This is a genomic window from Ruegeria sp. L11 (assembly GCF_056531755.1).
Genome location: NZ_JBQFMI010000001.1, coordinates 1 through 20,931 on the forward strand (window position 1 = coordinate 1; position 20,931 = coordinate 20,931).

Annotated in this window: 18 protein-coding genes and 1 pseudogene; 9 read left to right on the forward strand and 10 right to left on the reverse strand. The window is 58.2% G+C overall.

All coding sequences use genetic code 11. From position 1 onward, the window contains the following. Nucleotides 1–148 (reverse strand): annotated as a pseudogene (gene glyA / locus ACR0CE_RS00005) (serine hydroxymethyltransferase); the annotation flags it as partial. Between the two features lie 123 nt (nucleotides 149–271). Here glyA and ACR0CE_RS00010 point away from each other — a divergent pair. Continuing rightward, nucleotides 272–1,078, forward strand: coding sequence for an NAD kinase (locus ACR0CE_RS00010; RefSeq protein WP_480484271.1), 807 nt, complete (start codon nucleotides 272–274; stop codon nucleotides 1,076–1,078). Nucleotides 1,079–1,328: 250 nt separating this feature from the next. On the opposite strand, the gene ACR0CE_RS00015 is transcribed toward ACR0CE_RS00010, so the two are convergent. The 5 genes from ACR0CE_RS00015 to ACR0CE_RS00035 form a co-directional block, all read right to left on the reverse strand. Continuing rightward, nucleotides 1,329–2,756 carry an amidase family protein gene (locus tag ACR0CE_RS00015; RefSeq protein ID WP_480484270.1) on the reverse strand — a complete coding sequence of 476 codons (1,428 nt, stop codon included), beginning with the start codon at nucleotides 2,754–2,756 and terminating at the stop codon, nucleotides 1,329–1,331. A gap of 88 nt (nucleotides 2,757–2,844) precedes the next feature. After that, nucleotides 2,845–4,734: a propionate-CoA ligase PrpE gene (prpE, locus tag ACR0CE_RS00020; protein WP_480485159.1), complete on the reverse strand. Its 1,890-nt coding sequence runs from the start codon at nucleotides 4,732–4,734 to the stop codon at nucleotides 2,845–2,847. 231 nt (nucleotides 4,735–4,965) lie between these two features. Further along, nucleotides 4,966–5,355 (reverse strand): GFA family protein, encoded by a 390-nt coding sequence (locus tag ACR0CE_RS00025; RefSeq protein WP_480484268.1) that lies wholly within the window; start codon nucleotides 5,353–5,355, stop codon nucleotides 4,966–4,968. Between the two features lie 48 nt (nucleotides 5,356–5,403). Further along, entirely contained in the window at nucleotides 5,404–7,677 is a 2,274-nt protein-coding gene (locus tag ACR0CE_RS00030; protein WP_267365814.1) for an NADP-dependent malic enzyme, read from the reverse strand. A 215-nt stretch (nucleotides 7,678–7,892) separates the two neighbouring features. Beyond that, complete coding sequence (locus tag ACR0CE_RS00035) at nucleotides 7,893–8,051, reverse strand: hypothetical protein (protein ID WP_480485161.1); 159 nt, start codon at nucleotides 8,049–8,051, stop codon at nucleotides 7,893–7,895. A 53-nt stretch (nucleotides 8,052–8,104) separates the two neighbouring features. On the opposite strand from ACR0CE_RS00035, the gene ACR0CE_RS00040 reads away from it, so the two are divergent. The 6 genes from ACR0CE_RS00040 (at nucleotide 8,105) to upp (ending at nucleotide 13,824) form a co-directional block, all read left to right on the forward strand. Further along, a complete protein-coding gene (locus ACR0CE_RS00040) occupies nucleotides 8,105–9,208 on the forward strand; it encodes a cupin domain-containing protein (RefSeq protein WP_480484266.1) in 1,104 nt (367 codons plus the stop codon). Between the two features lie 91 nt (nucleotides 9,209–9,299). Then, nucleotides 9,300–9,692 (forward strand): cytidine deaminase, encoded by a 393-nt coding sequence (locus ACR0CE_RS00045; protein ID WP_267365809.1) that lies wholly within the window; start codon nucleotides 9,300–9,302, stop codon nucleotides 9,690–9,692. Nucleotides 9,693–9,696: 4 nt separating this feature from the next. Beyond that, the gene (locus ACR0CE_RS00050; protein WP_480830310.1) at nucleotides 9,697–11,004 is read left to right on the forward strand and encodes a thymidine phosphorylase; all 1,308 of its coding nucleotides are present in this window, start codon (nucleotides 9,697–9,699) and stop codon (nucleotides 11,002–11,004) included. Then, nucleotides 11,001–12,212, forward strand: coding sequence for a phosphopentomutase (locus ACR0CE_RS00055; protein WP_480830312.1), 1,212 nt, complete (start codon nucleotides 11,001–11,003; stop codon nucleotides 12,210–12,212). Before ACR0CE_RS00050 ends, ACR0CE_RS00055 begins: the two co-directional genes overlap by 4 nt. Beyond that, nucleotides 12,209–13,195 carry an adenosine deaminase gene (locus ACR0CE_RS00060; RefSeq protein ID WP_480830314.1) on the forward strand — a complete coding sequence of 329 codons (987 nt, stop codon included), beginning with the start codon at nucleotides 12,209–12,211 and terminating at the stop codon, nucleotides 13,193–13,195. Before ACR0CE_RS00055 ends, ACR0CE_RS00060 begins: the two co-directional genes overlap by 4 nt. Then, complete coding sequence (upp, locus tag ACR0CE_RS00065; RefSeq protein WP_480473547.1) at nucleotides 13,192–13,824, forward strand: uracil phosphoribosyltransferase; 633 nt, start codon at nucleotides 13,192–13,194, stop codon at nucleotides 13,822–13,824. The genes ACR0CE_RS00060 and upp overlap by 4 nt, the downstream gene beginning before the upstream one ends. Before the next feature lie 6 nt (nucleotides 13,825–13,830). Here the strand turns inward: upp and ACR0CE_RS00070 are convergent, their stop codons facing one another. Continuing rightward, complete coding sequence (locus ACR0CE_RS00070; protein WP_480830316.1) at nucleotides 13,831–14,844, reverse strand: hypothetical protein; 1,014 nt, start codon at nucleotides 14,842–14,844, stop codon at nucleotides 13,831–13,833. A gap of 148 nt (nucleotides 14,845–14,992) precedes the next feature. On the opposite strand from ACR0CE_RS00070, the gene ACR0CE_RS00075 reads away from it, so the two are divergent. After that, entirely contained in the window at nucleotides 14,993–15,928 is a 936-nt protein-coding gene (locus tag ACR0CE_RS00075; protein ID WP_480830318.1) for a DMT family transporter, read from the forward strand. 268 nt (nucleotides 15,929–16,196) lie between these two features. Further along, nucleotides 16,197–16,970 (forward strand): Hint domain-containing protein, encoded by a 774-nt coding sequence (locus tag ACR0CE_RS00080; RefSeq protein WP_480830320.1) that lies wholly within the window; start codon nucleotides 16,197–16,199, stop codon nucleotides 16,968–16,970. A 56-nt stretch (nucleotides 16,971–17,026) separates the two neighbouring features. On the opposite strand, the gene ACR0CE_RS00085 is transcribed toward ACR0CE_RS00080, so the two are convergent. Genes ACR0CE_RS00085 through ACR0CE_RS00095 form a run of 3 tightly spaced genes read right to left on the reverse strand, consistent with a single transcriptional unit; the run spans nucleotide 17,027 to nucleotide 20,920 of the window. Next, nucleotides 17,027–19,228: a 3-hydroxyacyl-CoA dehydrogenase NAD-binding domain-containing protein gene (locus ACR0CE_RS00085; protein WP_480830322.1), complete on the reverse strand. Its 2,202-nt coding sequence runs from the start codon at nucleotides 19,226–19,228 to the stop codon at nucleotides 17,027–17,029. After that, nucleotides 19,221–19,709, reverse strand: a complete 489-nt coding sequence (locus ACR0CE_RS00090; RefSeq protein ID WP_267364657.1) for a cupin domain-containing protein — start codon at nucleotides 19,707–19,709, stop codon at nucleotides 19,221–19,223. Before ACR0CE_RS00090 ends, ACR0CE_RS00085 begins: the two co-directional genes overlap by 8 nt. Beyond that, complete coding sequence (locus ACR0CE_RS00095; protein WP_267364658.1) at nucleotides 19,709–20,920, reverse strand: acetyl-CoA C-acetyltransferase; 1,212 nt, start codon at nucleotides 20,918–20,920, stop codon at nucleotides 19,709–19,711. Before ACR0CE_RS00095 ends, ACR0CE_RS00090 begins: the two co-directional genes overlap by 1 nt. Between the last annotated feature and the right edge of the window lie 11 nt (nucleotides 20,921–20,931).

Below are 20,931 nucleotides of genomic sequence, written 5' to 3' on the forward strand. Positions count from 1 at the left end.
CGGCGGCAGAGACGATGTTCTCGGACGCAATCAGCTCGATCTCGTCGCGCTGACGACCCAGCTCAGACCGGATCGAGCCAAAAAGCTCAGGGTCGCGGTCCGACAAGGACTGGGTGAAAAATCCGGTGTCACGAAGATTGGCGTTCATTGGCGCTCCACATGGCTGGGTATAAATCTTGCGGATTTCCTATCGGAAACGCCACATTCGCAAAAGGCTTAAAGCGACGATTTGGCCTGCTGCGGCGTCAAGACTGGCCTATTGGGGAAAGGTATGTTTGTTTCGGAACCAAATGTGCAACACCGGAAACCACAAAACATGAAAAAGAGAATCGCCTTTCTCGCCAGTGAGGTCAAAGTGGCGCAAACAGCGCGTGACACCCTGGTGACCAAATATGGTAATGTGGCACCTCGGGACGCAGATGTAGTGGTTGCATTGGGCGGCGACGGCTTCATGTTGCACACTTTGTACAATGTGCAGCATCTCGATACTCCGGTTTACGGGATGAATCGCGGCACGATCGGCTTTCTGATGAATGAGTATCACGAAGACGATCTGATGGCGCGGCTGGAGGATGCCGAGGAAGAGGTTATCAACCCGTTGGCCATGCAAGCGATGGACCAATCTGGAAAACTGCACGAGGCGCTGGCGATCAACGAAGTGTCATTGCTACGCGCCGGTCCTCAGGCAGCAAGGCTCAAGATCAGCGTAGACGGCCGGGTACGCATGGCCGAACTGGTCTGTGACGGGGCATTGCTTGCCACGCCTGCGGGATCGACCGCCTATAACTATTCCGCGCATGGGCCGATTGTTCCGATTGGTGCTGACGTTCTGGCCCTGACACCCATCGCAGCGTTTCGCCCACGGCGGTGGCGTGGTGCCTTGTTGCCGAAAATGGCGAAAGTCAGGTTCGATGTGGTCGAAGCTGACAAGCGCCCGGTCATCGTGGCCGCCGATTCCGTTTCTTTCCCGGATATCGACTGGGTTGAGATCAGGTCGGAACCAGCCATTGCGCACCGTATCCTTTTCGACCCCGGCCATGGGTTGGAAGAACGTCTAATATCCGAACAATTCACGTAAAATAGGCCATCCCCAAATTTTTCTCACGCCTGTGTGAAGCAGTTCACAGGAATTCCCTTAATGATTGGCTAATGTGAACTTGTCCGGAGAACACGCCAAGGTGGGAGTGAGTGGCCACCTAAACGGTGTTTTCGAATGGTTGCGCAGATTTTGCGCTGGCGAGGGTGGGTGGTGCTACGCTCGTCATCAGAAATCCGGGCTTATTTTAGCAGCTGGACCCCGGGCACAATGACCCGGGGTCTATTTTTTGTTACATGTGATCCCAAAGCGGGAAACACATCTGTCCCACGCGAGCTTCTATCGCGGCGGCGGCATCCACGGCCAAATCCTCGCGCCAGCGCTGTGCCGCGATCTGTACATTGATAGGTTGAGGCCCTTTGGGAAGGTTGGCCAATCGTGACGGAACGCAGGCTGCAGGCAGTCCCAGAAAGTTCATCGCATAGGAATAGACAGCGCATCCCAGAACATCATGCACGCCCTCCGCGCCTTCGGTGTCCCGGTCGGGTTTGAAAAATGGCTGTGGCAGGAAAGGGGACAAGACCAGCGGGTAGTCCTGCATAAACAGGGACCATTCACGGGCATAATAGCTGCGCTTGGCCAGCATCCGGACCAATTCTGTTTCAACGATGGGCGGGAATTCCTGAAAGTAGACGTCAAAGATGTCGCGGATGGTTTTGGAACCAGCGGCTTCAATGTCAGATTTCATCAGGGTCAGCACTTCGCCCATCAAGGTCCGGTACCCGATCCGGCCACATTCAAAGACATCGGGTGGATCGACCTCTTCAACGTCGTACCCTGCATCGACCAGCGCATCGCGCGCAGTGTCGAGGGCTTTTTCGACCTCGGGGTGCAGCGCATAGCCGAAGGTGTTCTTGGTGAATGCCACCTTGATCGGCTGGTCAAAACGCTCACCGCGCCAGGGCATTGGTACGTGGAACGGATCCCGCGCATCGGTGGCGATCAGGCTGGGCATGGACAGGTGTAGATCCGCAGCCGACCGAGTGATCAGGCCCTGAACCGACATTGATTGCGCCAGCAATCCGCGTTCGGCCTTCTGACTTGGGTTCCACGCGGGAACGCGTCCCAACCCCGGTTTCACCGTAACCGCTCCGATGGCGGCTGCCGGAAAGCGCAGGCTGCCGCCAATATCGTTGCCATGGGCCAGCGCACCGACACCTGCCATCACGGCGGCAGCAGCGCCACCGGATGATCCCCCGGGTGAAATGTGCCGTCCCCACGGGTTGAACGTGCGCCCATGCAGGGGGTTGTCGGTGTCGGCCCTGAAGGAAAACTCGGGCGTATTCGTTCGCCCGATCACAATGGCCCCCGCTTTTTGCAAGTTGCTGACCACCGGCGCGTCATCCGGAGCGATTACGTCCTTCAGCGCAATGACACCGTTGGTGGTGGCGTGGCCTTTCTGATCGACATTCACCTTGATTGTTACCGGAACACCATGCAGCGGGCCGGTCGGCTGACCACGCCCCCGTGCAGCATCTAGCGACTGCGCGCGTTCCAGGGCCTCGGTGCGCAAGTCTTCGACGACCGCGTTCAGCGCGGGGTTCACCGCGTCCATGCGATCAATCGAGGCCTGAACCGCCTCGGTCGCGCTCAGATCGCCGCGTCGGGTCAAGGTGGTCAGCTCTGTGGCGCTGAGACGCCAGATATCGGTATGTGTCATGGGCCCTCACTGTCTTACAGCGACAGTAGGGGCCCAGATTCAGGTTGCAAGGGCGGACATGACATGGGCGGCCTGTGCCACCCGATGGTTACTTGGCGTAACCAATTGTCTGCAACGCTTCTTTGATCTCATCAAGGATGGCAGGATCATCAATTGTTGCAGGCATTTTGTAGTCCTGACCGTCTGCAATCGACACCATCGTACCACGCAGGATCTTACCGGAACGGGTCTTGGGTAACCTGTCGACGACAACAGCCAGTTTGAAGGCGGCCACCGGCCCGATTTTCTCCCGAACCATTTTGACGACTTCCTGAACCACATCGCCATGATCCCGTGTGGCACCAGCATTCAGGCACAGGAAGCCGACCGGCATCTGCCCCTTCAGCTGGTCCGAAACTCCGATCACCGCGCATTCAGCCACATCGGGGTGGGCAGCCAGCACTTCTTCCATCCCGCCCGTCGACAAGCGATGGCCGGCAACGTTGATGACGTCATCGGTGCGCGCCATGATGTAGAGGTACCCGTCTTCGTCAATCATCCCGGCATCGCCGGTCTCGTAATATCCGGGGAAGTGTTCAAGATAAGATTTCTTGAATCGTGCTTCGGCATTCCACAGTGTTGGCAAGGTGCCTGGGGGCAGGGGCAATTTAACCGCGATGGCACCCAGTTCACCGGCCTTCATCGGGTGACCGCCTTCATCCAGAATTTGCACGTCATAACCCGGCATCGGTTTTGCGGGCGAGCCCAGCTTGACCGGAAGCTCTTCGATACCCAGCGGGTTCCCGGCAATGGCCCAGCCGGTTTCGGTTTGCCACCAATGGTCGATCACCGGAACCTTCAGCGCGTTTTGTGCCCAGATAATTGTGTCAGGGTCGGCGCGTTCGCCTGCCAGATAGAGGGCCTGTAGATGAGACAGATCGTATTTGCCAATCAATTCGCCTTTGGGGTCTTCTCGTTTGACGGCGCGGATGGCCGTAGGTGCGGTGAAGAAGCTTTTGACCTTATGTTCCGAGATCACGCGCCAGAAGGTGCCAGCATCCGGGGTGCCGACTGGCTTGCCCTCGAACACAATTGTGGTGTTTCCGTGGATTAGGGGTGCGTAGCAGATATAGGAGTGCCCCACGACCCAGCCCACATCGGAGGCTGCCCAGAACACGTCGCCTGGATCGACGTTATAGACATTCTTCATTGTCCAGTTCAGTGCCACAAGGTGTCCGGCAGTGGGGCGCACGACCCCTTTGGGTGCACCCGTAGTGCCAGAGGTGTACAGGATATAAGCCGGGTCCTTGCCATCAACCGGCACGCATTCAGCCGGTTCGACACCGTATTGGAAACCATGCCAGTTGAAATCGCGCCCTTCAATCAACTGGGCGACCTCTTGTTCCCGCTGGAAGATCACACAAAAATCAGGTTTGTGGTTGGCCAGTTCGATCGCACCGTCAAGCAGGGGCTTATAGTGAACCACGCGACCGGGTTCCATCCCACAGGACGCGGCGATGATTGCTTTGGGTTTGGCGTCGTCGATGCGCACGGCCAGTTCGTTGCTGGCAAACCCGCCGAACACGACCGAATGCACGGCGCCGAGGCGGGCACAGGCCAGCATCGCCTCAAGCGCTTCGGGGATCATCGGCATGTAGATAATGACACGGTCGCCTTTCTCGACACCCTTTGCGCGCAGCGCGCCGGCCAGAGTGGCCACGCGGTTGCGAAGCTCGACATAGGATATCTCGCGCTTGGTGTGGGTGATGGGACTGTCATAGATGATGGCGGTTTGTTCACCGCGCCCGTTTTCCACATGACGGTCTACGGCATTCCAACAGGTATTGACCCGCGCGTCGCTGAACCATTCGTACAAGGGCGCATTGTCGTCGAACAGTGCTTTGCTGGGGGCCTTGACCCAATCGATCCCTTTTGCAGCGTTCATCCAGAACGCTTCGGGGTCGGTTTTCCAGCTGTCATAAACGTCCTGATACGCCATCTTGTCCTCCTCACAACGGCTTGGACATTGTGTTAGGTCGCAGAAAACAACCGGGCAAGCGCGACGCATGACGACGCGTCAGTTTATCGCAAAAAATTTGCAGATCGGCAAAAAACGACTTGCAAATTTTTGCAAAATTACAGTTGAAGCACAGTTTTTGTCGCAGCAATAGAAAGTTTTGCAAAATTGCAAACTATTGCGTGCAAATATGGTGCCGTTCCGAGAATCAGCTCAACCAGCCGTTTTGGCGTAACGTGGCAGCTTGTCCTGAAGGTTCAGCCAGGGCAGGTGGTCGGCGTGGAACACGTGAAACTGTGGCGGCAGGGTCTCCGGGTTGTCCAGCGTTGCGGTGTAAAGATGAATGTTCACCGTATCGCGCGCTGTGCGATAGGCCATCTGGGTTCCGCAGTTGCCGCAAAACAGACGTTCAACCCCTTCCGATGAGCGATAGATCTTTGGTGCCTGACCCAACCATCTGACCGCCTCATGCGGCAGCCCGAAAAAAGCCGTGACCGGCGCGGCGCAGTTTCGCCTGCAATCTGAACAGTGGCAATAACAGCTCCACGCGGCTTGGGCATCGCTTTCCCAATGCACGGCGTTGCAGTGGCAATGTCCTTTCATGCGCTTCCCCCCCCCTGTTGGCAGGGGCGCCAGCAAGGCTGCCCCCGGTTAACCGTAATGCGCCACGGGTGTTCCTGCAATCGCCGCCATGTTCAGCAGACCGCGTGCGGTGATGGATGGAGTAACTATATGGGCCTTGTTGCCCATTCCCATCAGGATCGGGCCAACTTCAATCCCGTCCGCCTTCATCTTCAAAATATTGCGCACGCCGCTGGCCGCATCTGCGTGGGCGAATATCAGAACGTTGGCCGCTCCCTCCAATCGCGACGCCGGGAAGATACGCGCCCGCAGGTCTGCATCCAAAGCCGCATCCAGGTTCATTTCGCCTTCATAGACAAAATCGCGCGGCTGCCGATCAAGGATTTCCAGCGCCGCCCGCAGCCGTTTGCCTGATCCTTCAGCCTGATTGCCAAATTGCGACTGCGAACAGAAGGCGATCTTGGGCTCGATCCCGAACCGGCGAACATGTCGCGCGGCGCCAATGGTGGTTTCGGCCAATTCTTCCGGCGACGGCAATTGCCGGACATGCGTATCGGCAATGAACAGGGGGCCATCTTCCAGGATCATCAGGGACAACGCACCATGCGGGCGCAGTTTGCTGTCGTCCAACACCTGTTCGACATAGTTCAGGTGCCAGCGGAATTCACCAAATGTGCCGCAGATCATGCTGTCCGCTTCGCCACGATGCACCATGATCGCACCAATGGCCGTTGTGTTGGTGCGCATGATCGCCTTGGCCAGATCCGGCGTCACACCGCGGCGCTGCATGATTTGGTGGTAGGAAGTCCAGTAATCGTAATAGCGCGGGTCGTTCTCCGGGTTAACGATCTGACAGTCCTTGCCCGGACGAATGGTCAGCCCCAGCTTTTCACATCTGGTTTCGATCACATCGGGTCGCCCGATCAGAATTGGTGTTTCCGTCGTCTCTTCGAGAATGGCCTGCGCGGCCCTCAAAACCCTTTCATCTTCACCCTCGGCAAAAACGATGCGACGGGATGCGACGGCCGCGGCCTCGAACACAGGACGCATCAGAAGGGCTGATTTGAAGACCGACTGGTTGAGCTTTTCCTTATAGGCTTCAAGGTCCTCGATAGGGCGTTTTGCAACACCGCTTTCCATGGCGGCCTTGGCGACCGCCGAGGACACCACGCCCACAAGACGTGGGTCAAATGGTTTTGGGATCAGGTATTCGGGGCCAAAGGTCAGTTGCTCGCCCTTATAGGCAGCCGCCGCCTCGGCGCTTGTGGTCGCGCGCGCCATTTCAGCGATGCCATCCACGCAGGCAATCTGCATCGCGTCGTTGATCTCGGTCGCGCCGACATCCAGAGCACCCCGGAAGATAAACGGAAAGCACAGCACGTTATTGACTTGATTGGGAAAATCGCTGCGCCCCGTGGCGATGATTGCGTCTGGTGCTACTGCACGCGCGTCCTCTGGTAGAATTTCCGGCGTCGGGTTGGCCAGGGCGAAGATGATCGGGCGGCTGGCCATTTTCCGGACCATATCAGGCTTTAGAACATTTGGGCCGCTGAGACCCAGAAACAGGTCGGCCCCACCAATCACATCGTCCAGCGTCCGCAAATCCGACTTCTGCTCGAACTGTGACTTGTGCGGGTTCATGTCCTCGGCCCGTCCTTCGTAGACAAGCCCGTGAATGTCGCACAGCCATATGTTTTCGCGCTTCACACCCAGCTTCACCAGCATGGTCAGGCACGCGATCCCGGCAGCCCCGCCGCCGGTCGACACGACCTTGATGTCCTCAAATGACTTTCCGGCCACATGCAGCGCATTCTTGGCCGCAGCCCCGACCACAATAGCGGTTCCGTGCTGATCGTCATGGAAAACCGGGATGTTCATACGTTCACGGCAGAGTTTCTCGACGATGAAGCAATCGGGGGCCTTGATGTCTTCAAGGTTAATGGCGCCAAATGTTGGTTCAAGGGCACAGACGATATCCGCAAGCTTTTCGGGATCGGGCTGATCTACCTCGATATCAAAACAGTCGATGCCCGCGAACTTTTTGAACAGAACAGCCTTGCCTTCCATGACCGGCTTCGAGGCGAGTGCCCCGATATTCCCCAGGCCAAGCACGGCGGTGCCGTTTGACACCACAGCAACAAGGTTACCGCGCGCGGTGTACCGCTCGGCATTGGCTGCATCGGCCTTGATTTCAAGGCTGGCCTCCGCCACGCCGGGCGAATAGGCGCGGGCCAGATCGCGACCGTTGGCCATCGGTTTGGTGGCCTTGATCTCAAGCTTTCCGGGTTTGGGGAATTCATGATATTCGAGCGCAGCTTGTCGCAGGCTGGGGGTGTCAGACATCGGCGATTCAGCTCCCATTGAGAATTTGATTTAGCCTTAAACTATTTATTTGAACTTGGCTACGCTACGTAACTCTGCCGTGATGTCGCAACCAGAATCCGGATTGGTATTGTCTGAGTTCTTTTGCATCTTTTCACATTGCGACGTCCAAGATCACTCTGGCAAGGCCGTCGTGACATTCAGGACTGATGACGTGGCTGGTAACCAACGAGGGATCAGTAGGTTGGATGTTGGTTGCAGCGATGCTGGGCAGTTGTTGTCGCCCAGATTTTGGTCGAGTTCACCGCGCTGAACGGCGGAGTTTTACCTGTGATTATTGAAATGCGCTTCTTCGTTATGGAAGAAATGCCGGAGATGTTCTTTTCGGTTGGCATTTTGACCTCTGTTCTGATCGGATGGCCAAAGTTGCAATTCGAAGAGAATACTGATGACCAAGACATCCGATCTGGCGAAAACGCACGCTGAAATTCGCCTGCCCACACAGGAAATTCGCGACGACATCCCTTTTTACACAAAAAAACTGGGGATGAAGATGGACATGATTTATCCCGCTGACGATCCGCGCGTCGCGGTGTTTTCGGGGCATGGCGTGCGGTTGCGCATTGAAAAAGACGCACCGGAAAGCCCAGGAACATTGCGTATCCTGACGGATAATCCGTCAGATTTCGCCGGTGGTGAACGCGTTCTTGTAGCCCCGAATGGCACCCGAATCGAAGTTGAAGAACGAAATCCGCCACTGGTGATGCCAGAGACCGTGCATTCCTTTGTCGTGCGCAGGCTCAAGGATCAGGCCCCCTGGATCATCGGTCGGGCCGGGATGCACTATCGCGATCTGGTGCCGGATCGGTTGGGTGGGTCGATTATTGCCAGCCATATCCGCATTCCCGATGGTGGGCCGGTTCCGGATATGGTGCATTTTCACAAGGTCGGGTTTCAGCTGATCTTTTGCATCCATGGCTGGGTGGATGTGGTCTATGAGGATCAGGGCGAGAAAATGCGTCTGACAGCGGGGGACTGCTTTATTCAACCTCCGGAAATCCGGCACCGCGTTCTTGAAGCTTCTGATAATGTTCAGGTCATCGAGATCGGAGTGCCGGCTGAGCATGTCACAGAGATCGACCATGACATGACACTTCCCACTCCGCACATCCGCCCGGACCGCGAATGGCAGGGGCAACGCTTTGTCTATAATCAGGCCAAGGGTGCCGAGTGGATGCCCTTCCGCCTGCCGGGGTACATCTGCCGCGACACCACGATTGCCGAGAACACCAAGGGTGTCGCTGGGGTGCAGGTTGTGCGCAAAGGGTCGGGTGATCCGGAATGGGCCAGCCATGACACCGACATTCACTTTACCTTTGTGATGGACGGCGAGGTCACCCTGGAAGGCGAGGGGCGCGATCCCTACCGGCTGGAGCAAGGGGATGCTTTTGTCATCCCACCTGGGATGCGCACACGGTTGTCCGAGCCAACAGACAATATCGAATTGTTGGAAGTCACCTTACCCGGTACCTTCAACACAACGCTGGGTTAAGCGAAAAACATGGGTCAGGGGCTTCAAATTCCCCGCCTTAATACGTTAGCGTGCAAATTTCTGACCAGATGATCAAAAATGAGGATTCGCCATGTCGCTGAAAGACGCTGCCTTGTCTGTCCGGGAAAACGCCTACGCGCCATATTCGAACTTCAAAGTTGGCGCAGCGCTTCGGTCTTCTTCGGGTCATGTCTTTTCCGGGTGCAACGTCGAGAATGTGGCATATCCCGAGGGGACCTGCGCGGAAGCAGGTGCAATTGCCGCAATGGTGGCCGCGGGCGAGCAGGAACTGACCGAGGTCTACGTGGTTGCCTCCAGCCCTCAGCCTGTGCCGCCTTGCGGTGGATGCCGTCAGAAGCTGGCCGAGTTTGGCAAGCGCGATGTAAAGGTTACTCTGGCAACCGTCGATGGTGCGGAGTTTGAGACAACCATCGGAGATTTGCTGCCGGGTGCGTTCGACGCGTCGCACATGGAGGATGTCTGAACGCATGGACGCCCGTTCAATCATAGCCAAACTGCGCAGGCACGAAGTCCCAGGCCGCGACGAGCTTATCTGGTTCGCGCAAGGGTTGGCAGACGGCAGCGTCAGCGATGCGCAGGCCGGGGCGTTTGCCATGGCCGTCTGTATGGGCGGGCTGGGTCCTCAGGGGCGTGCGGACTTGACGATTGCGATGCGCGATAGCGGCGATGTTCTCGGTTGGGATGTGGACGGGCCGGTGATCGACAAGCACTCGACCGGTGGGGTCGGGGACTGCGTCAGCCTTGTGCTGGCTCCGGCGCTGGCGGAATGTGGTGCTTATGTGCCGATGATCTCGGGTCGGGGCTTGGGGCACACGGGTGGAACATTGGACAAGCTCGAGGCGATTCCGGGGGTCAGCACTCAGATCGGTCAGGACCGACTTGCGCAGATATTGCGCGAAACGGGCGCGGCCATCGTTGGCGCGACGGGCCAGATTGCACCGGCGGACAAGCGGCTTTATGCAGTGCGGGATGTAACGGCAACAGTCGAAAGTCTGGATTTGATCACAGCGTCGATCCTGTCCAAAAAGCTGGCGGCCAGCCCGGATGCGTTGGTTCTTGACGTCAAGGTCGGCAGCGGTGCCTTTATGAAAACAATTGAGGATGCCCGTAAGCTGGCCACAGCATTGACCGAGACAGCGAACGCGGCCGGGTGCCGGACTTCGGCGGTGATCACGGACATGAACCAGCCTTTGGCCCCGGCGCTGGGCAATGCACTGGAGGTCGCGGAAGTGATGAAGGTTCTGACCGGTCCTGACGCTTCGCCACTGGTGGACATTTCTGCCGAGTTGGGCGGCGTCCTGCTGGCCGATGCAGGCATGTGCATCTCGGTCGAGGAGGGGCGTGAGCAGATCGCCAAGATCATCCGTGACGGTCGCGCCGCCGAACGGTTTGGCCGCATGATGGCAGCGGTTGGTGGTCCTGTGAAATTCGTCGATACCTGGACCCGTTTCCTGCCTGAGGCGAGCGTTATTCAGGAGGTTCCTGCCCCCGAAGACGGTTACGTCTCCGCCATCGACGGAGAGGCGCTGGGCCTTGCCGTGGTCGCGCTGGGTGGCGGCCGCCAAGTCGAAAGTGATGAGATCGATCCGGCAGTAGGAATATCCAACATCCTCAGGCTGGGGGATCGTGTGTCAAAAGGTTCACCCATTGCCGTGGTCCACGCTGCACGGGAAGGCGCTGCACGGCGGGCAGCGGAAACTGTGCTGAGTGCGATGACAATCAGCGATACAGTTCCAAAGCTGCCCGATCTGATCCACGAAAGGATCAGCGTATGAGCCGAGCGTTTCTTGTCGTCATGGATTCCGTCGGAATAGGCGGGGCACCTGATGCAGACCGGTTTTTCAACGGTGATGTTCCGGATGCCGGGGCAAACACGCTGGCCCATATCGCCCAAGCCTGCGCGGAAGGCCGCGCAGTAGATGGGCGCACCGGCCCGTTGCACCTGCCCAACCTGGACGCGCTGGGTTTGGGCGCGGCTGTGCGGCTGGCGTCTGGAGACGCCACTCCGGGCCTCGATGCCGAACCCGCTGGACTATGGGGCTGCGCGCGTGAGCATTCGCCGGGTAAGGACACGCCCTCAGGCCACTGGGAACTGGCGGGCCTGCCGGTGCCTTGGGATTGGCATTACTTTCCAAACACAGTTCCGGCTTTTCCAGCGGAACTGAGTCGCGCGGCAGCCGAAGCTGCCGGGACCGAAGGCATTCTTGGTGACTGCCACGCGTCGGGGACAGCGATCATAGCTGAACTGGGTGCCGAACATATGCGCACCGGCTGGCCGATCTGCTACACATCCGCTGACAGTGTATTTCAGATCGCGGCTCATGAGGAAAGCTTTGGGCTGGAACGGTTGCTGGACATGTGCCGCGCGCTTGCACCGCGTTTGCATCAGATGAAAGTCGGGCGTGTCATTGCGCGCCCCTTTGTCGGAACGCCTGAGGCGGGGTTTGATCGGACGACCAATCGCAAGGATTTCGCCATTCTGCCCCCGGCACCGGTGCTGACCAATTGGGTGCAGGATGCAGGGCGGCGGGTTCATGCTGTAGGTAAGATCGGCGACATCTTCTCGATGCAGGGGATCGACACGCTGCGCAAAGGGTCGGATGCCCAGCTAATGCAGCACCTGTCTGACCTTGTGGACGAGGCGGAAGAGGGCAGTCTGACCTTCGCCAACTTTGTCGAGTTCGACAGCCTGTACGGACATCGCCGGGACATCAGCGGATATGCGCGTGCGTTGGAATGGTTCGACCGCGAGATCGGGGATATTCTGAAGAAGCTGCACCCAGGCGATCTGTTGCTGTTAACAGCTGATCATGGCAATGACCCAAGCTGGACCGGAACTGATCACACCCGTGAACAGGTTCCGGTTCTGATTGCAGGGCAGGGTACCGGAAAGATCGGGCAAGTAGATTTTGCCGATATCGCCGCCAGCATTGCCCACCATCTGAACATTCCGGCGCAAGGGCCGGGAAGGAACTTTTTATGAGCGTTGCAGACCTGCCCAAAATTGAACTGCATCTTCATCACGAAGGCGCGGCACCTCCGGCCCTCATCCGTCAGCTTGCGCATGAAAAACGCGTTGACCTGAGCGGTATCTTCAAGCCAGACGGATCTTATGATTTTCGTGATTTCGCGCATTTCCTGAGCGTGTACGAAGCCGCTTGCGAAGTTCTGAAAACGCCCGAAGATTTCCGAAGGCTCACATTGGCCATTCTTGAGGAAAGCGCTGAAAATGGTGTGGTTTATTCCGAGACCTTCCTCAGCCCTGATTTTTGCGGCGGTGGCGACCTGCATGCGTGGCGGGATTATCTGAACGCCATTCAGGATGCGGCAGACGAAGCCGAGCGTAAATTCGATATCACCTTGCGCGGTGTCGTTACGTGTGTCCGCCATTTTGGCCCCGAACAAGCCAGGCGGAGTGCCCATTGTGCGGCCGAGACCGCCGGAAACTGGATCACCGGTTTCGGCATGGGCGGCAACGAAGCCATTGGCACGCAGGGCGACTTCAAATGGTCTTTCGATTGCGCCCGCGAAGCCGGGCTGCGCCTGACCACGCATGCAGGCGAGTTTGGTGGCCCTGACAGTGTGCGCGACGCTGTGCGCGATCTGGGGGTTGAGCGTATCGGGCACGGCGTCCGCGCCATCGAAGACCTTGATCTTGTTCGTGAACTGGATGACCGGGAAATCACGCTTGAGGTGTGTCCGGGTTCGAATGTAGTTCTGGGTCTTTTCCCTGATTTTGCTGCCCACCCCATCGCGAAACTGCGCGATGCGGGCGTAAAGGTTACGATTTCCACCGACGATCCTCCGTTTTTTCACACGACCATGCGGCGGGAATATGAGATGTTGAACGCGGCGTTCGGCTGGGAGGCCGGGGATTTTGCGGCATTGAATGAGACGGCCCTGAACGCGGCCTTCTGCGATGATGACACCCAAGCGCGGGTCAAGAAAAGACTGGAGAACACATGAGCGAACACCTTACTGTCGTCGATCACCCGCTGGTGCAACACAAGCTGACGCTCATGCGGGACAAGGGCACCTCGACCGCCGGGTTCCGGCAGTTGTTGCGCGAAATCACGTTGCTGCTGGCCTACGAGGTCACGCGCGACATTCCCTTGACCACGCGCAATATCGAAACGCCGATGGAAGAGATGGACGCACCCATTCTGGCAGGTAAGAAAATGGCACTGGTGTCAATCCTGCGAGCCGGAAACGGGATGCTGGATGGGGTGCTTGAACTTGTGCCTTCAGCACGCGTCGGTTTCGTGGGGCTGTATCGCGACGAAGAAACGCTGAAACCCGTACAGTATTATTTCAAGGCCCCCGAAAGCCTGAAGGACCGTTTGGTCATTGCGGTGGATCCAATGCTGGCCACCGGCAACAGCTCGGCCGCGGCCATTGACCTACTGAAAGAGGCCGGGGCGACGGATATTCGCTTTCTGTGCCTGTTGGCGGCACCCGAAGGTGTCGCGCGGATGAAAGAAGCGCACCCTGACGTGCGTATCGTTACAGCAGCGCTGGACCGCGAGTTGAACTCGAAAGGCTACATCATGCCCGGTCTGGGGGATGCCGGTGACCGGATGTTCGGAACCAAGTAACCCGGTTTATTCGCCGCAAATATTCTGTAGCCGGACCCAGTCGCGGTCCGGCAGCACCTGTTCCAGCGCCCTTCCCGCCATTGGATCCGCTTCGATCAGGCCAAGAACGGTTTCTCCGGTCACATCACGGGCATAGGCGTAGGGGGTTGAGGGAAGCGCGCTTTGCGAGAACATCGCCAGCAAATCGTCATCAGAAATGGCCGGGCGGGGCTGTGACAGGACCTGCTCGGTATATGTGTCGATAATCTCGGGCGTCAGCCCGCCGGTTGTCAGCAGCCTAAAGGCCGAGGTCGCGCCGGTTCTGTCCAGAAGGTCATCCAGCGGGTCCCAATGCGCGGCCCGCGCCCGTTCAGCAATCACATAGCCCGCTGCAACGGCAGGATCTTCGTAATCTTCTACCAAAGCACGGCTTAGCAGGACCGTGCCGCCAGGCAGGCTGAGGCTGTCCTGAACGCCTGCGGGCAGAATGATGATCTGCCGTACGCCGGTGCGCCGGGCCAATTGTTCCAGTGAATCCCGAGCATCCCGCGACGTACAGGCCCGGCCCGAGACGCGCTCGATCCGATGCAAGATCATATCGCCGATCTCTTGCCGTTTAACTTGGGGCACGACCGAGACAACATGGTTTTGCAGCGCACCGGGCAGCCAGAACAGCAACAGCGCCAGCACAGCGGCCACGACGCCTCCGACACTCAGCCAGCGCAAACGCCCCGGGTGGGGGCGGGACCGATCTATAGCGCGCTGCAATCGGTCGATCGCTTCAAGCATCGTGGTTTCGGATTCGGCCAGCTCAAGCGTTTCATCCGGATCACCGTCCGGGTTGAATATGGCCGGAAAGGAACCGGGGTTCTGGCGTTCAAGTGCCGCCAGCGACCAGTGGGTCAGCGCCCTGTCATTGAAATCAGAAATGGTTAGGGTGGCTTCGCCGATAGACACAACAACCTCGCGCCGCTGTTCATCGGGCGAGGGGCGCCACAGACCGGTGGCTTCGATCCGCTGGTACTGTTTCAGGGCCGTCATCTGGGTTGGTCTGCTCGAATTTGTTTTGTTACAGCTTAGCATGGTGAAATCGCAGGGCGCAAACCTGTTGCGCAGTCGTTGTGAATTGTGCTGGATACCCGAATGGATCGAAACAGTCGGCCCACCATCGCAATCAGGACACGACTTCATGCAGGCGCATTCCGCATCTTCTGCTGTTCTGGCTTCGGCCTTGATGGTAAGTGCCATGGCAATTATCGGCGTCATCGACAATGTTGTGATCCTTTTGGCCGAAACCGTCGGGCTGTGGCAGTTTCATCTGACCCGTGCATTGTTGATGCTGCCGCTGATTGTTGGCCTGTCGTTTCTGGGGCTGGGCGGGTTGAGGCCCGTGCGGTGGGGGCCTGTCATCTTGCGCAGCGTGCTGATTACCACGGCGATGCTATTCTATTTTGCATCTCTTGCCATGATGCCAATTGCACAGGCGCTGGCAGGGTTGTTCACCTCACCGATTTTTGTGCTGATGATCTCCGCTCTGGTGCTCAGGCAACCAATAGGGCCGTGGCGCATACTGGCCGTACTGATTGGATTTACGGGTATCCTTTTGGTACTTCAGCCAAACCCCAGCGATTTTGACCTGCGCACGCTGGTGCCTGTGGCGGCAGGGTTTTTCTATGCCCTCAGCTCGATTCTCACGCGTACGCATTGTTCCCAGGAAAGCACTGTGGCCATGCTGGCCATCATGGTCATTACTCTGGGTGTGGCAGGTGCGATGGGGGTTGCGTTTCTGACAATCTCACCGCTCGTCACGGCAGAGGGTGCTGATGGCTTTGTCTCGCGTGGATGGGTTTGGAACATGGGGCCTGCCATACCGTGGCTGGTTACTCAGGCTATCGGTTCAACAATCGCGGTTTTCATGCTGATCAAGGCGTATCAGGTAGGCGAGCCATCTTATGTGGCGGTGTTCGAGTATTCTGTCATGATCTTCGGCCCGCTCTTCGCATTTGTGGCCTTTGGGCAAACCCTTGGCGTCTTTCAGATTTCGGGCATCCTTATGATTGCGGCAGCGGGTCTGTTGCTGGGGTGGCGCGCCAGCCGATCATCTGAACAGCAAAAAGTTGCCTGACGCGATTGGGTCGTATGCACGTCTAAGCCAGATCGTTTCGTTACTTCCGTATCCGGTGAAACGCCGTGGATTCGGTGGATCGACAAAAGGCATTCGTTTCAGAAATGGCAAAAATGTCGGATGAGAGTCCTGGAGTGTCCACGAAAACCATCGGCAATTACACGGAATTGGTCAAAATTGGGCGCAAATATGTCTGAAATGTGACGGGTTGGATTTTTGGTGTTAGCTCATTGGCATAAATGTTTTGTGCCAAAAGGGGGTAAGGCACGTGTCCGAAGTAACAAGTATTTCTGTTTATCTGGATCAGCTGCCAGAAGTTGATCGAACCAACAAAAAACAGGCGGTAAATGCGCGCCGTGGCGGGTTTTTGCACGGCACCAAGATCGCCACGACTGCCGGGTGGAAGCCGGTCGAACGGATCACGGTGGGTGATCTGGTTCGAACCCTCGATCACGGGTTCAAAGAGGTACGGCGCATCTCGATAAGCGTTGTGGTCATTCCAGCCGATGAATGCCGGGTCGAGTTCCTGCCGGTCCTCGTACCTGCCCGCGCCGCATATAACGGGCGACCTGTCTGGTTGATGCCCGAACAGGGCATGGCGCTGAACCTGTCCCGGATCAACGCCAAGGCCGATGGACCTTCGGTGGTGCCAGCGCGTTTGCTGAACGGCGCCGGTCACCTGACGTCACAGGCACCGGGGTCGTCTTTCGAAGTGTTTTCCTTGTTCTTTGATGATGATCAGGTGATTTTTGTCGAGGGCGGATTGCAGGCCTATTGCCCGTCCGGTCGCTTCAACATGCGCGGTGCAACCACCGGAACACGGTACGATGTCGCGGCCGAAGAGGTGGCCTCCGACCTGATCCACTCACTGATAAGCAAGGGCGATATGTCGGCTCTTGCCAACCCATTGGGTGCGCTGCCTGCACCCATTCCCCAGGAACCGATATTTCCGATCCGCCCGCCATTTGGGGTCAGGCGACCGGGTCGACCGGGACGCCCAAGCGCGCCGGTTCTGTTCCTGCGGCCCGAATGGCAGATCTAACCAAACACTGACAAGAACGATGCGGGCGCATGGTGACATGCGCCCGCGTCATTGGATTAAGCGGCTTTTGCTTCAGGGTTGAAGCGACCGTAGAAGCTCTGACCTTTTTCTGCCATCTCGCGCAGCAGCGTCGGGCAGGCAAAGCGTTCACCGTAATTCTCGGCCAATTGATCGCAACGTTCGGCCGCGTAGGGCGTGCCGATGATGTCCAGCCAGCTGAACGGACCACCGGACCACGGGGCAAAGCCCCAGCCCAGAATTGCGCCGACATCGCCCTCGCGGATGTCTTCCAGAACACCCTCTTCCAGTGCGCGGACGGCTTCCAGAACCTGAGCAAACATCAGACGTTCCTGCACTTCGATCAGGTCAGGCTGGTCATCGGCAAGCGGATACTTGTCTTGCAGGCCCTTCCAGTATTCGACGCGCTTGCCCTTCTCGTCATAGTCGAAGAAACCGGCATTCGCCTTACGGCCCAGACGGCCCTGTTCCTCCATCCAGAAGATCAGATCGTCCGAGGGGCTTTCCGGATAGGCATCGCCCATCGCCGCCTTTGTCGCGCGGGCGATCTTTGCACCCAGATCAATCGAGGTTTCGTCGGTCAGCTGGATCGGGCCGACCGGGAAACCCAATTGCCGCGCGGCGTTGTCGATCAAAATGGGGCTGACGCCTTCAGTGACCATGCGCGCACCTTCGTTAATGTATGGAATGATGCAGCGGTTTGCGTAGAAGAAACGCGCATCGTTGACCACGATCGGGGTCTTGCGGATCTGACGCACATAGTCCAGCGCCTTGGCCACTGCACGATCCCCGGTTTCCTTGCCCTTGATGATCTCGACCAGGAACATCTTTTCGACCGGTGAGAAGAAGTGGATGCCGATGAACTGGTCAGCCCGTACCGAGGCTTTGGCCAGATCGCTGATCGGCAAGGTCGAGGTATTCGACGCAAAGATACAGTCTTCGGGGATGATCGCCTCGACCTTCTGGGTCATCTCGGCCTTCACGCCCGGGTCTTCGAACACCGCCTCGATGATCAGATCGCAGCCTTTGAGCTGTTCCAGATCCGGCGTCGCGGTGATCCGGCCCAGCATCGCCTCTTTCTTCTCGGCCGTGACCTTGCCGCGCTTGATGCCCTTGTCCAGATAGGCTTCGGTATAGGCCTTGCCCTTATCGGCGGCGGCCTGGTCGCGGTCGATCAGGATCACTTCCATCCCGGCCTGTGCGCTGACCAGCGCGATGCCTGCACCCATCATGCCCGCGCCCAGAACGCCGATCTTCTTGACGGACTGATCCGGAACGCCTGCAGGACGCACGGCACCTTTTTCCAGTGCTTCCTTGTTCAGGAACAGCGATCGGATCATCGCACCAGACGATGGGTTCATCAGCACGGACGTGAACCAGCGCGCTTCGATTTTCAGCGCGGTGTCGAAATCGACCAAAGCGCCCTCGTAAACCGCGCTCAACAATGCCTTGGCCGCCGGGAAGGCCCCTTGGGTCTTGCCATTCACCATCGCCGACGCGCCAACGAAGTTCATGAAGCCTGCGGGATGATAGGGGGCGCCACCGGGCATTTTATAACCCTTCGCGTCCCAAGGCTTGACCAGATCGGCGTCCTTGGCGCTCAGAACCCACTCCTTGGCTGCTGCCATTGGATCGGCTGCGATTTCGTCGATATAGCCTGCGCTCTTGGCTTTCTTGACGTCCAGCATTTTGCCTTCCAGCAACAGCGGAGCCGCCGCAATGGCGCCAACTTTGCGGACCATACGGGTGGTGCCGCCCGCGCCAGGGAAGATGCCGACCATGATCTCGGGCAGGCCGTACTTTGCCTTTGGGTTTTCGGCTGCAAAGATACGATGGGTAGACAGGGGCAGTTCCATACCGATGCCCGCAGCGGTCCCGGGCAGAACGGTAGCAATCGGCTTGCCGCCTTTCTTGGTCTTGGGGTCCATACCCGCCAGTTCGATCTTGCGCAGCAGGGCGTGCATTTTCATCGTGCCCTCGAACAGACCCTTGGCCGGATTGTCGCCCGCCTGTTCTTTCATCACCGCCAGCAGGTTCAGGTCCATGCCGCCTGCAAATGACCCTTCTTTGCCCGAAGTAACAATGATGCCTTTCACCTCATCGTCGGCCAGCGCCTGATCGATGCAATCGCTCAATTCTGCCAGCCCGTCAAAGGACATCACGTTCATGGTCTTCCCGGGCACGTCCCAGGTGATCGTGGCGACGCCGTCTGCGTCTTTGCTCAGAGTGAAATCAGTCATTGTCATCTCCAATCTGGTCAGCCGTCAGCGGGCTGCCATCCTTGCGGGTGAAGGAGAATCCGTTCTCATCAACCTTCACCATCATGTCCATGTCGCTGTAATAGCCGGTCTCGGTCGGGGTCCGTGTGCCCACCACCAGAAAGGTCATGGGCGCATCGGTGTTGTTCACAAGGTGATGGCCGTTGGCCTCACCTGCGGGCCAGGCGGCGCAATCGCCGGGCTGCATCTCGTGCTCGCCATCATCATCGACCAGCGTGCACGAGCCGCTGAGGATGATGGCAAACTCGTCCTGCTTCATGTGGTAATGGCGCAGCGATGACAGGCCCTGCGGATCCAGCCGCACGATGTTGACCCCGTATTGGGTCAGCCCGCCCGCATCGCCCACGCGCTGCGCAAAGCGACCTGTGGTCGCTTCGGCCAGCTTGCCGGGATAGGCCGAGCCGCCCTGAAACGGGATCTGAGAGAGATCCAGCTTGGGCATCAGACACGCTCGATAATGGTTGCCGCACCCATGCCGGATGCAATGCAAAGCGTGGCCAGACCGGTTTCCTTGTCCTGACGCTCAAGTTCATCCAGCAGCGTGCCGATAATCATTGCACCCGTGGCACCCAGCGGGTGACCCATCGCGATCGAGCCACCGTTGACGTTGACCAGTGCGGGATCGACATCAAATGCCTGCTGGAACCGCAGCACGACCGAGGCGAAAGCTTCGTTCACTTCAAACAAGTCCAGATCGCTGATCTTCATGCCATTGTCGGCCAAAATCTTCTCGGTCACCGGAACCGGGCCAGTCAGCATGATGGTCGGATCAGTGCCAATCTTGGCGGTTGCTTTGATGCGGGCACGCGGCTTGAGACCGTATTTCTCGCCAAATTCCTTGTTGCCGATCAGAACAGCAGCGGCTCCGTCCACGATGCCCGAGCTGTTGCCGGCGTGGTGGATGTGGTTCACGCGCTCAAGATGGGGGTATTTCAGCATCGCAACCTTGTCGAAGCCAGGCATCTGCTCGCCCATCATAGCGAACGACGGGTTCAGCGCACCGAGGCTCTGCATGTCAGTGCCGGGGCGCATGTATTCATCGCGGTCCAGAATGGTCAGGCCGTTCTGATCCTTGACGGTGATCACGGATTTCTCGAACCGGTTGTCGGCCCAGGCTTCCGCAGCACGTCTTTGCGATTCAACCGCCAGCGCATCCGCGTCATCACGGGTAAAGCCATACTCGGTCGCGATGATGTCGGCCGAGATTCCCTGAGGTACGAAATAGGTCTCCATCGCCAGCGAGGGGTCAACAGCGATTGCTGCACCGTCGCTGCCCATGGCCACGCGACCCATCATCTCGACACCGCCCGCAATATAGGCATCGCCTGCGCCGCCTTTCACCTGGTTTGCGGCCAGGTTCACGGCTTCCATGCCCGAGGCGCAGAAACGGTTGATCGCGAGACCCGGGATCGACTGGTCGAGGTCGGATGCCAGAACGGCCGAGCGCGCAAGACAGCCGCCTTGCTCCATCACTTGCGTGACGTTTCCCCAGATCACGTCTTCAACGGCGTGACCTTCCAGGTTGTTGCGCTCTTTCATCGCGTTCAGGGTCAGGGCGGACAGGCGCACCGAGGTTACCTCGTGCAGGCTGCCATCCTTGCGGCCCTTGCCGCGCGGCGTGCGCAGGGCGTCATAGATATAGGCTTCGGTCATGGGTCTTCTCC

Coding starts and splice junctions, on each gene's coding strand:
- ACR0CE_RS00010 (WP_480484271.1), top strand. CDS start 272: ATGTTTGTTTCGGAACCAAATGTGCAACACCGGAAACCACAAAACATG.
- ACR0CE_RS00015 (WP_480484270.1), bottom strand. CDS start 2,756: ATGACACATACCGATATCTGGCGTCTCAGCGCCACAGAGCTGACCACC.
- prpE (WP_480485159.1), bottom strand. CDS start 4,734: ATGGCGTATCAGGACGTTTATGACAGCTGGAAAACCGACCCCGAAGCG.
- ACR0CE_RS00025 (WP_480484268.1), bottom strand. CDS start 5,355: ATGAAAGGACATTGCCACTGCAACGCCGTGCATTGGGAAAGCGATGCC.
- ACR0CE_RS00030 (WP_267365814.1), bottom strand. CDS start 7,677: ATGTCTGACACCCCCAGCCTGCGACAAGCTGCGCTCGAATATCATGAA.
- ACR0CE_RS00035 (WP_480485161.1), bottom strand. CDS start 8,051: ATGCCAACCGAAAAGAACATCTCCGGCATTTCTTCCATAACGAAGAAG.
- ACR0CE_RS00040 (WP_480484266.1), top strand. CDS start 8,105: ATGACCAAGACATCCGATCTGGCGAAAACGCACGCTGAAATTCGCCTG.
- ACR0CE_RS00045 (WP_267365809.1), top strand. CDS start 9,300: ATGTCGCTGAAAGACGCTGCCTTGTCTGTCCGGGAAAACGCCTACGCG.
- ACR0CE_RS00050 (WP_480830310.1), top strand. CDS start 9,697: ATGGACGCCCGTTCAATCATAGCCAAACTGCGCAGGCACGAAGTCCCA.
- ACR0CE_RS00055 (WP_480830312.1), top strand. CDS start 11,001: ATGAGCCGAGCGTTTCTTGTCGTCATGGATTCCGTCGGAATAGGCGGG.
- ACR0CE_RS00060 (WP_480830314.1), top strand. CDS start 12,209: ATGAGCGTTGCAGACCTGCCCAAAATTGAACTGCATCTTCATCACGAA.
- upp (WP_480473547.1), top strand. CDS start 13,192: ATGAGCGAACACCTTACTGTCGTCGATCACCCGCTGGTGCAACACAAG.
- ACR0CE_RS00070 (WP_480830316.1), bottom strand. CDS start 14,844: ATGACGGCCCTGAAACAGTACCAGCGGATCGAAGCCACCGGTCTGTGG.
- ACR0CE_RS00075 (WP_480830318.1), top strand. CDS start 14,993: ATGCAGGCGCATTCCGCATCTTCTGCTGTTCTGGCTTCGGCCTTGATG.
- ACR0CE_RS00085 (WP_480830322.1), bottom strand. CDS start 19,228: ATGACTGATTTCACTCTGAGCAAAGACGCAGACGGCGTCGCCACGATC.
- ACR0CE_RS00090 (WP_267364657.1), bottom strand. CDS start 19,709: ATGCCCAAGCTGGATCTCTCTCAGATCCCGTTTCAGGGCGGCTCGGCC.
- ACR0CE_RS00095 (WP_267364658.1), bottom strand. CDS start 20,920: ATGACCGAAGCCTATATCTATGACGCCCTGCGCACGCCGCGCGGCAAG.